This window comes from Serratia sp. 506_PEND (assembly GCF_001076875.1).
In the GTDB taxonomy this organism is placed as follows: Bacteria; Pseudomonadota; Gammaproteobacteria; order Enterobacterales; family Enterobacteriaceae; genus Serratia; species Serratia marcescens.
In genome coordinates this window covers 1-14,078 of sequence record NZ_JVEL01000504.1, presented here as the reverse complement: position 1 = coordinate 14,078, position 14,078 = coordinate 1, and the positions used below count along the sequence as shown (strand labels likewise).

Genomic DNA, 14,078 nt, shown 5'->3' with positions numbered 1-14,078 from the left:
TTGGTTACACATACTTTCCTTTTGCAACCTCATTGCGACATTGGTATCATTTTCGTCCTAGATTAACCCGCCTGTGAATGGAACACTGCGTTCAGACACAGGACGACACCAATCTATCAACAATAGTTCCCAAGGAATTATTGGCGGCAGTGGCAAAGGTGTCCGAATAACACCAATGAGGGTAATAATGATGAAGCGCAACATTCTTGCAGTGGTTATCCCGGCTCTGTTGGCTGCTGGTGCAGCAAACGCAGCTGAAATCTACAACAAAGACGGCAACAAGCTGGATCTGTACGGCAAAGTTGACGGTCTGCACTACTTCTCCGACGACAAAGGTAACGACGGCGATCAGACCTATGTTCGTTTCGGCTTCAAAGGTGAAACTCAGATTACTGACCAACTGACCGGTTACGGCCAGTGGGAATACAACGTCCAGGCTAACCACTCCGAATCTCAGGGCACCGAAGGCACCAAAACCCGTCTGGGCTTCGCGGGTCTGAAATTCGCTGACTACGGCTCCTTCGACTACGGCCGTAACTACGGCGTACTGTACGACGTGGAAGGCTGGACCGATATGCTGCCAGAGTTCGGTGGCGATACTTACACCTACACCGACAACTTCATGACCGGCCGTACCAACGGCGTTGCGACCTATCGTAACAACAACTTCTTCGGTCTGGTTGACGGTCTGAACTTCGCCGTTCAGTACCAGGGCAAAAACCAGAACGACGGCCGTAACGTCAAGAAACAAAACGGCGACGGCTGGGGCATCTCCTCTACTTATGACATCGGCGAAGGCGTAAGCTTCGGCGCTGCATACGCGTCTTCTAACCGTACCGACGACCAGAAACTGCGTTCCAACGAGCGTGGCGACAAGGCTGACGCATGGACCGTAGGTGCGAAATACGACGCCAACAACGTTTACCTGGCGGCGATGTACGCAGAAACCCGTAACATGACTCCGTTCGGCGGCGGTAACTTCGGTGCAGGCTGTGCAGCTACCGATGACAAGTGCGGCGGCTTCGCGAGCAAAACTCAGAACTTCGAAGTGACTGCTCAGTACCAGTTCGACTTCGGTCTGCGTCCAGAAGTGTCTTACCTGCAATCTAAAGGTAAAAACCTGAACGTTCCTGGCGTGGGTTCTGACCAGGATCTGGTTAAATATGTTTCTGTTGGTACCACTTACTACTTCAACAAGAACATGTCCACCTACGTTGATTACAAAATCAACCTGCTGGATGACAACGAGTTCACCAAAGCAACCGGCACCGCTACCGACGATATCGTAGCTGTTGGTCTGGTATACCAGTTCTAAGTTGTCTCGCTTAACGGCGGTTCACCGTCGGCTAAGTTAAAAAAACAGGGCTTCGGCCCTGTTTTTATTTGTGTCTTCCGGTAACGTTTTATCCTGCAGATTTCCCCTTCCCCCTCATTTTTTCTGTCGAATCCTTCCCGTTCACAAGATCGCGGTGTTTTTATCGCAAACGGTTGGCAAAGCCGATAACTGGCGCTACCCTGATGCTTCTGTCTGCTTAACTCCGAGATTTGGAAGCACCTGACATGTTTGAAAAAATCACCGCCGCACCCGCCGACCCGATCCTGGGCCTGACCGACATTTTCCGCGCCGACGCCCGCCCGAATAAAATCAATTTAGGCATTGGCGTTTATAAAGACGAAACCGGCAAAACCCCGGTGCTGACCAGCGTAAAAAAAGCTGAACAGTATCTGCTGGAAAACGAGACCACCAAAAACTATCTCGGCATTGAAGGCATCCCGGCGTTTGCCAGCTGCACGCAAGAGCTGCTGTTCGGTAAAGAGAGCCCGATCGTCACCAATCGTCGCGCGCGCACCGCGCAGACGCCAGGCGGCACCGGCGGCCTGCGCGTGGCGGCAGACTTTATCGCCAACCAGACCAGCGCCAAGCGCATCTGGATCAGCAACCCAAGCTGGCCGAACCACAAGAACGTCTTTAGCGCCGTTGGCCTGGAAGTGCTGGAGTACGCCTACTACGACGCTGCCAACCACGCGCTGGATTTTGACGGCCTGCTGAACAGCCTGAAACAGACTCAGGCCGGGGATGTCGTGTTGTTCCACGGCTGCTGTCATAACCCGACCGGTATCGATCCAACGGCGGAACAGTGGGCACAACTGGCTGAGCTTTCCGTCGCCAATGGCTGGCTGCCGCTGTTCGACTTCGCCTATCAGGGCTTCGCCAACGGTCTGGAAGAGGATGCGCAGGGTCTGCGTATTTTCGCCGCCAAACATCAAGAGCTGATCGTCGCCAGCTCCTACTCGAAAAACTTCGGCCTGTACAATGAGCGCGTCGGCGCTTGCACCATTGTAGCGGCCGATGCCGAAACCGCCGATCGCGCCTTCAGCCAAGTGAAGGCGGCCATTCGCGCCAACTACTCCAACCCGCCGTCACACGGCGCGGCCGTTGTCGCCACCATTCTGGGCAACGACGCCCTGCGCGCGATGTGGGAGCAGGAGCTGACCGACATGCGCCAGCGCATTCACCGCATGCGTCAGCTGTTCGTGAACACCCTGCAGGAGAAAGGCGCACAACAGGACTTCAGCTTCATCATCCAGCAGAACGGCATGTTCTCATTCAGCGGCCTGACCAAAGAACAGGTGCTGCGTCTGCGTGAAGAGTTCGGCGTATACGCCGTGAACTCGGGCCGGGTGAACGTGGCCGGCATGACCCCGGACAACATGGCGCCGCTGTGTGAAGCCATCGTCGCCGTGCTCTAAAAGCATCGACGCAGGTCATAAATCATAAAAAAAGGGCGCTCTATGCGCCCTTGATTATTTCGGCCGGGAAATAATCGTTACCACACCGCCGGCTCTTCGCGCAGGAACGGGTTGGTCTGGCGCTCGTGGCCAAAGGTCGACATCGGGCCGTGGCCGGGAATAAAGCGCATATCGTCGCCCAATGGCAGCAGCTTGGTGCGAATAGAGGCGATCAACGCCTGATGATCACCGCGCGGGAAGTCGCTGCGCCCCACGCCGCCGTTAAACAGCACGTCGCCCACCAGCGCCAAACGCGCCTGCTCATTGATAAAGACAATGTGGCCTGGCGTGTGCCCGGGGCAGTGCAGCACCTTGAGCGTCATTTCGCCCACCTGCATCTCATCGCCTTCCGACAGCCAACGAGTCGGGGTCAGCGGCGCACACTCCTCCAGCCCGAACATCCGGCTCTGCGCCGGCAAACCATCCAGCCAAAAAGCGTCCTCTTTATCCGGGCCGTAAATCGGCACCTGATAATGGTCCGCCAGCTCCGCCGCCGCGCCGACGTGATCCAAATGGCCGTGCGTCAGCAAAATCTGCGTGATTGTCACACCCTGCTTCGCCACTTCCGCTTTGATTTTTTCCGCTTCGCCGCCGGGATCAACCAACGCCGCCTGCTGCGTGTTTTCACACCAGATCAGGCTGCAGTTCTGGCTAAAGGCGGTAACGGGAATAAGATGGTATTTCATAAGGCTCCAACGACAATAACGCCGCCTCTGCAAGGAGCAGCGTTATTCACTGAGGGCACCGCGATTACCAGCTCCGAACCGGGCCGGTATCGATGTGCACGAAGTTGCTACGTGGGTAATATCCTACACCACCGGCGCGCATTTTTAACGCCGCTTTACGGATATTACTCAATTGGATACCTTCAATGTGGAAATCCATCGCCTGGCCCTTGGTATGGTAGCTGTGCTTGGCCACGCCGCGGCTGTGCGCGCGCAATTCGTTGTTGGTATCTACGGAGCGGTAACCGGAGATCAGCTGCACCGGCTTGCTGGTGCCCAGCAGCCCCTGCAGGCGATAGAGGTGATCAAACAAGCTGGGATCGATCGATTTAACCTTGTTGGCGCGATAATCGCGGAACAGATGATTTAGCCGAACCAACTCTTCTTTATTGTAGCCTTTGCCGTCAAAGAACTCGGCTTTAATAGATTCACCGGTATTCAGGTTATTCAGCACTAAAATACGCGGTCGAGCGGTGGAAAGACTGGCAAATGCCTGCCCTGGAAGCAGCGCTATGCCCATAGCGGCGCCACCTAGCGCCAGCCATTTACGGCGATGATGATCAATTTTGTCCATGACTCTGTTAAACCCGGCAAGAATGTCAAAATAAATGCACAAAGCAGCGCACTGTCCGAACCATAACCGCCTGCGTATGCTGAGTCAACCCGCGATACGCCTAGGTTTACAGGCCCCCGCCTACGAGGGCCTGCGGTATAGCCAAACATTCTGACCGTTATTTATTTATAATTACTGCATTTACTGCATTAATTTTTTGGCCTGAGCCAAAATTTGTGCGCCCGATCTCACCGTATTATCATAATTGTAAATATCTGTACGGAATTGCGGTTGGCCATCATCCGAAACCCAGGCGGTCAGATAATACAGTTTTACGGGAATACGCTGGCGAATATTCACATAAGTGGTATTGCCTTCTTTCAGCGTGGAGGAAACGCGGCTATTGTTCCAGCCGGCATCCTGCAGCAGCATATTCGCCAAATCGGAAGCCTTGTTCACCCGCACGCAGCCGGAGCTGAGCGCGCGGATGTCTTTCTGGAACAGGCTGTGGTTCGGGGTATCGTGCAGGTAGATGGCATCCGAGCTCGGCATATTGAACTTGAAACGCCCCAACGAGTTGGTGGCCCCCGGCGCCTGACGGACGCGATACGGGAAATTGCGCGCGGAAACCATGCTCCAGTCGATCATCGCCGGGTTGATCACTTCCGCATCGTTGCTCCAGCCTGACAGCACGGTATAGCCGTGTTTCTGGAAATAGTTACCGTCGCGCATCGCCTTCGGCACAATATCCTCACGCACCAGAGTGGTCGGCACGTTCCAAGGCGGGTTGACCACCACGTTGTTCAATGCGCTGCTCATCAGCGGCGTCTTACGGCTCGGCCGCCCGACGATAACGCGGGAGGACAACACTTCGTTGCCGTTCTGATAGTAGGTCAGCGAGTAGTTGGGAATGTTCACCATAATGCCGGTGCCGACATGCCCCGGCAAAATGCGCAGGCGCTGGATATTCAGCGCCAACAGCGCGGCGCGGGTTTTCGGTGACACGTTGAGCCACTCGCGGGTGCGCACGCCGATTACGCCGTCCGCCGTCAACCCCTGCCATTTCTGGAAACGCTTGACGCCCTCCACCAGCTCGTTGGTATAGAGGTTGTCGCTCACCACGCTGCCGATCTGCGGCGGCGTCTGTTCCGCGGTCAAGTCCGTCACCGGCGCCGCCGATGGGCTCACCGTCACGCGGCTTTTCTCTTCATCTACCGTCAGCCCGCCGTCGTCGGGTTCATTGCTCTTCGCCGAAACCACCGCCGGTTCCGGCTCCGCTTCCGGCGCCGAGGCGGCCAGCATGCCGGTGCGCGTCAGGATCTCACGCAGCGCCGGGATATCGTTGCTCATTTGGCCAGGGCGCAGGCTCGGGCCCCTGCCCACCTGCGGCCAGGGGCGGTTGTCCGCCAGCATGTCACGCAGCGCCTGATGCATCTTGGCATATTGCGGATGCTGCGGCGCGAGCGAATTTACGTAGCTCAGGGTTCGCGCCTGGCGCACCGCCAGCTGCCATTGATTGATCACCGCCGTGGGCGGCAAACCAAGATTGTAGGGAATATTGCTGTACAGCCAGTTGTTGCCGTTGGCGCCGATGGCGGATACAAACTGCAAATAACCCAGCATCGCATCGGACAGCACCGCATCGCGGCCCGCTTCACTGAGCGCCGGATCGGTCAACATCTTCACCCACTGGGTGAACTGCGGCTGCACGCCGGACATCGCCAGTTCGGCCAGCTGCTGTTGAAACTGCTGAACGGCCTCGCGATCCTGCCACATCGGCTGCATATGATTCGCCGCATACAGCGGCGCCAGCGTGGAAAGGTAGTGCAGATCCATACCGCGCGGCAACGCGGCCAGCAGTTCAGAACGACTCTGCGCAACGGACATGCCTGCTGTTGCCACCGGTAACGCCGTTACGGTGGCCAAGGCGGAAAACGACGACACAAGACTACAGGCGATAGCGCCACTCAGCGCCAAACGTCGTAGAGAGTTTCCCATTTTAAGCAACATCCCTTGCCCCCTGTATGCTCACAAAAAAAACGTCAAAAATTGCATATAGTTTCAGTATACAAACAGAAAGGCCGTTTCGCCCTACGGGCGTCGAATAACTGTTTATCTGATTAAACTAACCGCTTTTCAACGGATAAAAAAGCAGGACTATCATCCACGCGCACAAAAAAATAGCCACCCTGCGGCGGCTATTTTCGGATTTTTAGGGCGTTTTTCTGCGTTATGGCGTTTCAACCGGCGCAGTGCCCAGCGCCGGCGGCTCGCCGGCGAAACCGCGCAGCCCCACCACGTGCACATGCTCGTGGTTCTGGAACACCTTACGCACCAGTTTATAGGTGGTGCCCTTCTCCGGACTGATGTTTTCCGGCGCCGCGATGATCAGCTGCATCTCCAGACGATCGCACAGTTCGAACAGCGTGGCGATCGACTTGGCATCCAGACGCGCCGCTTCATCGAGGAACAGCAGGCGACACGGCGAGATATCTTTACCGCGCAGGCGGCGGGATTCTTCTTCCCAGCTCTGCACCACCATCACCAGGATTGACATCCCGGTACCGATGGCTTCACCGGTAGACAACGCGCCGCTTTCCGCACGCAGCCAGCCGTCGGAACCACGGTACACCTCAACTTCCATTTCCAGGTAGTTGCGGTAGTCCAGCAACTCCTCGCCGATGGTCTGCGGCGTGCGCTGCCCCATGTCGATCTGCGGATTCAGGCGCTGATACAGCTTGGCCAGCGCTTCGGAGAAGGTCAGGCGGTTGCTGTTGAACAGATCCTGATGCTGTTCCTGCTGCTCGGAGAGCACATCCAACAGAGTGGCATGCGCTTCGCGCACATTGACGTTCAGACGGACGCTCTTCACCTGGCCGAAGGCAACGGCCTGCAGACCCTGGTTCAGCATGCGAATGCGGTTCTGTTCGCGCTGAATGGTTTTGCGAATGATGTTGGCCACGCTTTTCGAACTGATCGCCAGCTTCTGCTCGCGCGCGGTCAGCTCTTCGGTCAGACGGCCCAGCTCGATTTCCATCTGCTCGATGGCCTCGACCGGATCGTCGGTGCGGATGATGTCCTGACGGATACGCTCGCGCAGGTGTTGGTACACCGCGATATAGAACTGAATCTTACGCTCCGGCCGCTTCGGATCTTCCGACAGGCGCAGCACGTCGCGCAGGTGTTCGTTATCCGCCACCGCCAGACGCAGCGCGCCGAGCGCCTTATCCGACATCGAGCGCAGCTCGTCGCCATCCATATACGCCAGCTCGCGGCGGTGCAGGCGGCGTTCCACGCCGTTGTCTTTCACCAGGCGCATCACCGCGCACCACCCCGCCTTGGCGGTCACCACCTGCTCGCGCAGCTGATGATAGTCGCGTTCCAGCTTCCGCAGTTTCTTCTGCAGGCCGTCCATTTCGGCTTCGCAGAAGGTCAGCTGTTTCTCCAACTGATTGCGGCGAGCGCGGTTGTTGCTCAGCGCCGCATGCAGCTCGTCGCGACGCGCGCGCGCGCGCGCTTCAGCGTTGGCGTCGGCCTGCACGCCGATATCCACCAGCTCCTGGCTCAGCTCTTTCAACATGTCGCGCTTGGCGTCATACGAGCTTTTCAGCGAGGCCAGCACCTGGCTGTATTGGGTGAACTGGGTTTGATACTGACGCAGCTGCTCACGGGCGCGGGCGCGTTCGGCTTCCGCCTGCTCCAGACGCTGACGCAGCTTGTCGTTGAGATCGTTGTTGGCATTCTGCATGCCGGCGGAGTCGGTATAGCTGAAGTGCGCGCGACGCTGCACCACTTCTGTCAACGCGAACGCCTGCTGTTTAGCCTGACGCTGCACGCTTTGCGCCTGCGCATAGTCCTGCTGCAGCTGTTCATGCTGCTGCGGATCGCTCTGCAGCACCGACAGCAGCGGCTCCAGTTTGGTCAGTGACACCCCGTGCTGTTGAATGTGGCGCGCGGCGTCCTGCGCTTCTTCCAGCTCTTCGCGGATCTCGTCGACGCGATCCTGCAGCGTTTCATCGTTCAGCAACGACACCAGCGGCATCAGGCGGTTGAGCGCGGAAATGCCCTCTTTGGCCTGGTCGTACTGCTGACGCTGCTGCTGATTCTGCGCTTCGTGATTGTTCAGCGCACGCTCGATCTCGCCACGACGGGCGTTCAGGCCGCGGATCTCCGCTTCCGGATCGGCGTCGAACGCCACCGCCAGATGGGTGCCGATAAAGCGGCTGAAAGCCTGGTGCGAGCGCTGAGTTTTCTGCACGTCGAACGACAGCGTGGCGTAACGCTCCGCCAGCGTTTCACGCTCGGCATGCAGCACCTCCAGCCGGTTTTCGCGCGCCGCACGGCCGAACAACGGCACTTCCGGGTAGCGGGAATAACGCCACTGGCGATCGGCGATCTTCACCACCACCGCTTTGTCCTGTTCTTCGACGGCAAATACGCTGTCATCGAACGACTGCGGATCCCCTTCGATCAGGTAAAGATCTTCCGGGCAATCTTCCAGCCCTTCCAGCATCTCGCGCACCAGCGACAGATCCGGCACCACGATGGCGTGGCGCGAAGGGCCATACAGCGCCGAGAAGTAAGGTGCGTCATCAATGGTGACGTCATCGTAAATTTCCGACAGCAGCACGCCGCCGAAACGTTCGGCCAAGGTGACCAGGCGTTGATCTTCCGCGCCGCCCGGCTGGCTGAGGCGCTCGATCTGCGCTTCCACTTCGCGCTTGCGGGCCGCCACTTCGTCGCGCTCGACGGTAGTTTCACGCTCGCGCTCCAGCAGTTGCTGCATGTATTCGGTCACCTGCTGGCTGTTTTCCAGCGGCTCCCCGCTCTGATCGCTAAGCTGGCTCAGGGCATCCTGCGCCGCCAGCCACACCGGGGCGCGCGCCGTCAGCTCACGGATGCGCTGCTGGATCTGTTCCAGCTCCTGGCGCATCTCCATGCGGCGTTCGCCGGCTTCGCTGACGTTCTGCGACAGCGCTTCCAGGCGCTCTTCCAGCTCCTGCTGCAGCATGTCGAGATCGTCCGGCTGGTACTCTTGGCCATGGCGTTTGCAAAACTCTTGCAGCAGGCGCTCGGCGTCCTGCTGCGAGCGCAAGCGCTGCTCCAGTTCGCTCAGGCGCAGGCGCAGCGGCTGAACGCGCTCGGCTAAGTGCTGCTGCGAAGGCCAGTCGCGCAGCAATTCGCGCGCGCACTGCCAGGCTTCGCTGCGGCTGACCTGACCGGCGATTTTACCCACCAGTTGATAGGCCTGTTCGAACTGGCCGTGCGCGGCGTCGGCCACGCTCAGCTTCTGTTCCAGCATCAGCAGCGCTTCGGTCGCCTCCTGCTCGCGGGCCTGGAAGGTATCCAACCACTGTTCGGCATTATCGGCAGTCAGGTCCGGCAGTTGGCACAGCGCGCGCGCGCGCTCCAGTGCCTGCAGCGCCTGCTGGTACTGAATGGCGCGGGTCTGCTGCACATCGAGCGCCTGCTGGTAGTCGGCCAACTGGCTCTTCAGCTCATCCACTTCCAGCTCGGCCGCTTCGGCGCGCGCTTCGTTTTCGGCCTGTTGCTCGCTCGCCTCGGCCACCACTTCGTTCTGCTCTTCCAGACGGTAGGTCAGCTCTTCCAGATCGGCTTCATAGCGTTCGATCTTCTCCTGCTGACGCATGGCCGTCTGCACCAGATTCAAGTGGTCGCTGGCGGCCTGGTAATCGGTTTCCAGATCGGATTCAGCGCCGCTCTGTTCGCTCAGCTCGCGCGCCATTTCCACATGGCGATACTGTTCGGCGGCCAGCTGCTTGCGGCTGCCCAACAGATCGCTGCGCAGCGCCAGCGCGCCGTCCAGATGGATTCGGCGTTCGTTGGCATGACGCATATAGTCCGCCGCCACATAGGAGGTGGCCTCGGAGATCAGATGCTTGAACAGGTCGCGATCCGACTGGGTGACGCGGATCGCTTCCAGCGTCATGCGGTTTTCGCGCAGCGCCGCTTCCATGTCCTGGAACGCCTTGCGCACGCCGCTGTTTTCCGGCAGCAGGTAATCGCGCAGCGAGCGGGTGATGGCGCTGGAGATACCGCCGTACAGCGACGCCTCAATCAGACGGTAGAACTTGCTGCGATCGGCGGACGAACGCAGGCGTTTCGGGATCACGCCCAGATCGAACATCAGCGAGTGGTAATCGGTGATGGAGTTGAACTGCTTGAACTGCACGCCCTCCATCTCTTCCACGCGCTCTTTCAACTCTTGCAGCGACAGCACGCGCGCCTGGCGCTCACCCACGGTCTGGGTCAGCAATTCAGTCGGCTGTACCGCGGTCGGCAACCCCTGAATGGTGAACGGTTTGATATCGACCTTGCGATCGCGCCCCGCCACCTGCTGCAGACGCACGCCAACCACCACGCGCTGGTGGCGTGAGTTGACGACGTCAAGGGTGGAGTAACACACGCCGGCGCGCAGCTTGCCGTGCAGGCCTTTGTCGCGTGAGCCGCTGGTGGCGCCCGCTTCGGTGGTGTTACGGAAGTGCAGCAGCGTCAGATCGGGGATCAGTGCGGTGACGAAGGCCGCCATGGTGGTGGATTTCCCCGCCCCGTTACCGCCGGACAGCGTGGTCACCAGCTCATCCAGATCAAAGGTGCGGGCGAAGAAGCCGTTCCAGTTAACCAGCGTCAACGAGCGAAATTTACCGCGTTCAATCATTCCTGTTCATCCTCTGCACCGTCAGGAGCGTTATCAACCTGCTGATCCTCAGCGTCATTCTCATCGTTCAGCGACAGGCTGGTTTCAACCGGCATCGCCTCGCCGTCGCGAATCATGCGCAGCTGCGCTTCACGCGGATCGTCGCCGCTGCGCACGTCGGCGCCGAAGCGGAACACCGCCTCGGTAATGCGGAACTTGCTGCTGTCATTGCCCATGAAATAGACCATGCCGAGGCGGCGCAGGCGGTTCAGGGAAGTGCGCACCTTTTCGTGCAGCTTCTGCCGATCGAGATCCGAACCGGTGGAGCGCTGGTTGACGAACTTCAGCAGCTTGTTCTCATCGGCCAGGCTCAGCAGCTCGTCGTACAGCTCCTGATGACTGAAAATGCCTTCGTGCGCCAGGCGCTCGGGGCTGAGATACAGGTAGCACAAGATCTTACCCACCATCATATCCAGCTCGGACAGCACCGAACGCGGGATCAGCGTGGTGGAGCGCGGGCGCAAATAGAAGAAGCCTTCCGGCGCCCGAATCAGCTCGACGCTGTAACGGTTGTAAAATTCTTCCAGCTCATCCTGGAAATCCATTAAAAAGGCGTGGTTGTCCAGCTCATCGATACCGATGTGACGACCCGCGCGCAGTTGGCTGTCCAACGCCGGAAACAGCGAGTTGGACAGCGCCTTGGCCAGCTTGACTGGCATTACTTGTTCAATATTTGTCGATGACATGGGCCTGGACCTTGGCTCCGTAATCATTGATTGCCTGCCATTCCGCCGGCAACCCTGAGAAATCTGCTTCAGCCACACCGAGGCGCACAGCCTGGTCGACCACTAAACGTGCCACGTCGAAATGACGCGCACGCGGATATTGCGCCAGGTAATCGCGCATCACCGCCGCAAGGTTGAGCGGCATCTGCTGTTCCTGGTACACCTTCAGCGCCTCTTCGATCATCGCCGCCAGCTGTTCGCGAATCTCGCTGAACTCTTCGAATTCCAGATCCGGCGGCAGTTCCCCGGTCACTTCCTCGCTGCGCAGCGCCAGTTCTTCGTCGCGCATGTCCAGCAGACGATCGGCATTGGCATGGGTCAACGCCCACGGGTGGTCGAAATAGGTTTGCACCGACTGACGCAGGCGCTGGGCGAACACGCGGTTTTTGTCCATATCGATAGCGGTACGGATAAATTTATGCACGTGGCGATCGTAGCCGATCCACAGGTCGATCGCCTGCTGGCCCCAGCTGATGATGCGATCCAGCTTGCTTTGCAGATCGAACACCAGCTTGTCGACGAAACCCAGCTCCACGTTGCCGAGGGTTGCGTCCTGGATGCGCAGCAGGTTGGCCTGCAGCTTATCGCCCGCCGCATCCAGCGTATCCTGCAGCTCGCGCAGGGTGCCCGAGGTTTCCGACAACAGCATCTCGCAGCTGGAGATCGCCGCCCGCCAATCCTTGCTCAGCAGCGCCGCGATGTCGTTCTTCACGCTCTGCTGCTGCTCATCCATCACGCGTTGGGTCATGTCGATGCTGTCGAAGATTTCCGCCACCGAATATTTCAACGGCGCGAACACGTTGCGGTGCCAATGGAAATCGTCGCCGCCCTCGTCGGCGGCATCGGCGGCGCGTTTGAGTTCCTGCGCCACGATCGACAGCTGCATCGACAAACGCAGCGTGGAGAATTCGCGTTGGCGAATATAGTAATCGGTAATGCCGATACCCAGCGGCGTCAGGCGGTAAATCGCGTTGCCGTCCGCCAGCTCGCTGGTAAAACGGTTCAACAGGCGCTGGCGCACCATGTCGTTAATCCCATTGTTGGCGCGCATCGCCACCGTTTCATGCGTCTGTTCAAAACCCTTGCTGACATGGCGAAATGCATCAACCAGCTCACCTTCGCTCATCTCGCCATCCAGTCGTTCGCCGTTCAGGGTGGCGATGGCGAGCAGAAATGCGAGACGCTCCGTAGGGAGCGAAATAGAGAAATCATTTTTCCGTGCCCAGGCGACCAGTTCGGGTACTGTCTGGGAAAATTCACTCATAGTTCGTCCTTCAGGTTTGGTTTATGCGCCATGACGTGAATATAGCGCCCCAAACTCACGTACGGCTCCTGCCGGCAATAGTGCTGTTCAAGCGCCAGTAACTCTTCAAATTTTTGTGTTTGCAGCTGTCTGCTCTGCAGATAGTCGTGGAACACCCGCACGCCGGTTTTGCCGCCGATGCGCATGCCCAGCTGTTCCAACCAACCGTAGACCAATAGCGGATCGTGCGGATATTGCGGCGACAGCGAACGCTTGCGGCGCCGTCTGACCTCGGGATCCACCAGTTGGAAATTACCCAACACCACGTTGCGCATCAAGAGGCCGTTGGCGTTGAAGAACATCAGCGACAGCGCGCCGCCCGGCGTCAGGCAGTCATACAACGCCTGCAGCGCCGCTTCGGGCTCGGCGATCCATTCAAGCACTGCATGAAACAATATCAGATCAACCGGCTGTTCCAAATGTTGAGCGATATCCTGCGCAGAACTTTGTACGAATTGCATGTTCTGGCTCACACCTTTCTGCTCCGCCAGCTGCGCGGCGCGCTGGATCATCTCACCAGAAAGATCGCACAACAACACCTGATGTCCTAATTCTGCCAGTTGGCAGGCCATATGGCCTTCACCGCCCCCGGCGTCAAGAATGCGCAGCGGCCGCTGCGGCAACTGCGCCAGCAGCCCGGTCAGATCCTGCCAAACCACCGCCTGGCGGATTTTTCCTTTCGTGGTGCCGTAAATATTACGCGCAAATTTTTCAGCAATATCGTCAAAATTGCGATCCTGCATGGACAACGGCTCCGCTGATCTCAGTCTTGTCGGCGGCAAAGCGCACGCCCATTCAAACCTGCTATTTTGGCACAGACTGGCTTAGAATGTATCTTCTTGCGGCCTGTTTATACCTGGATGCCGATTTTTCACCCAAAAGGATCTGATTTTCGATGCTGTTCAACCTGAAAAAGTTCTTTGGCGCCCTGCTGATGCCACTGCCGCTGTTGATGCTGCTGATGGGGCTGGCGCTGCTGCTGCTGTGGTTCACCCGCTGGCAAAAAAGCGGTAAGACGATTTTCACGCTGAGCTGGCTGTTTTTACTGCTTTTCAGCCTGCAACCGGTGGCCGACCGGCTGCTGCGGCCGATCGAAGCCGAATACCAGACTTATCGCGGTAACGATCCGGTCAGCTACATCGTCGTGTTGGGCGGGGGCTATACCTACAATCCCGATTGGGCGCCCAGTTCAAACCTGCTCGGCAACAGTCTGCCGCGCGTCACGGAAGGCGTGCGGCTCTACCTTGCACATCCTGGCGCCAGG

10 protein-coding genes are annotated in these 14,078 nt (G+C 58.4%); 3 read left to right on the top strand and 7 right to left on the bottom strand.

The genetic code is table 11. The features are described from left to right. Nucleotides 1-187: 187 nt before the first annotated feature. Nucleotides 188-1,315, top strand: a complete 1,128-nt coding sequence (gene ompC, locus ADK28_RS20540; RefSeq protein ID WP_015377340.1) for a porin OmpC — start codon at nucleotides 188-190, stop codon at nucleotides 1,313-1,315. Between the two features lie 245 nt (nucleotides 1,316-1,560). Next, nucleotides 1,561-2,751, top strand: a complete 1,191-nt coding sequence (locus tag ADK28_RS20535; RefSeq protein ID WP_048796529.1) for an amino acid aminotransferase — start codon at nucleotides 1,561-1,563, stop codon at nucleotides 2,749-2,751. Between the two features lie 77 nt (nucleotides 2,752-2,828). On the opposite strand, the gene ADK28_RS20530 is transcribed toward ADK28_RS20535, so the two are convergent. The 7 genes from ADK28_RS20530 to cmoM all read right to left on the bottom strand — a co-directional run bounded on the left by ADK28_RS20530 (nucleotide 2,829) and on the right by cmoM (nucleotide 13,557). After that, nucleotides 2,829-3,476, bottom strand: a complete 648-nt coding sequence (locus ADK28_RS20530; protein ID WP_048796528.1) for an MBL fold metallo-hydrolase — start codon at nucleotides 3,474-3,476, stop codon at nucleotides 2,829-2,831. 64 nt (nucleotides 3,477-3,540) lie between these two features. Further along, a complete protein-coding gene (locus tag ADK28_RS20525) occupies nucleotides 3,541-4,089 on the bottom strand; it encodes a YcbK family protein (protein WP_004928217.1) in 549 nt (182 codons plus the stop codon). 180 nt (nucleotides 4,090-4,269) lie between these two features. Beyond that, nucleotides 4,270-6,078 carry a L,D-transpeptidase gene (ldtD, locus tag ADK28_RS20520; RefSeq protein ID WP_075202117.1) on the bottom strand — a complete coding sequence of 603 codons (1,809 nt, stop codon included), beginning with the start codon at nucleotides 6,076-6,078 and terminating at the stop codon, nucleotides 4,270-4,272. A 220-nt stretch (nucleotides 6,079-6,298) separates the two neighbouring features. Further along, nucleotides 6,299-10,747, bottom strand: a complete 4,449-nt coding sequence (mukB, locus tag ADK28_RS20515) for a chromosome partition protein MukB (protein WP_016928310.1) — start codon at nucleotides 10,745-10,747, stop codon at nucleotides 6,299-6,301. Then, on the bottom strand, nucleotides 10,744-11,472 hold the full coding sequence (mukE, locus tag ADK28_RS20510; protein WP_004928226.1) for a chromosome partition protein MukE: 729 nt from the start codon (nucleotides 11,470-11,472) through the stop codon (nucleotides 10,744-10,746). The genes mukB and mukE overlap by 4 nt, the downstream gene beginning before the upstream one ends. Then, nucleotides 11,453-12,775 carry a chromosome partition protein MukF gene (gene mukF / locus ADK28_RS20505; protein WP_048796526.1) on the bottom strand — a complete coding sequence of 441 codons (1,323 nt, stop codon included), beginning with the start codon at nucleotides 12,773-12,775 and terminating at the stop codon, nucleotides 11,453-11,455. Before mukF ends, mukE begins: the two co-directional genes overlap by 20 nt. Next, entirely contained in the window at nucleotides 12,772-13,557 is a 786-nt protein-coding gene (gene cmoM, locus ADK28_RS20500; RefSeq protein WP_015377334.1) for a tRNA uridine 5-oxyacetic acid(34) methyltransferase CmoM, read from the bottom strand. The genes mukF and cmoM overlap by 4 nt, the downstream gene beginning before the upstream one ends. A 152-nt stretch (nucleotides 13,558-13,709) precedes the next feature. Here cmoM and elyC point away from each other — a divergent pair. Beyond that, the coding region (elyC, locus tag ADK28_RS20495) for an envelope biogenesis factor ElyC (protein ID WP_048796536.1) at nucleotides 13,710-14,078 on the top strand (369 nt) is incomplete at its 3' end.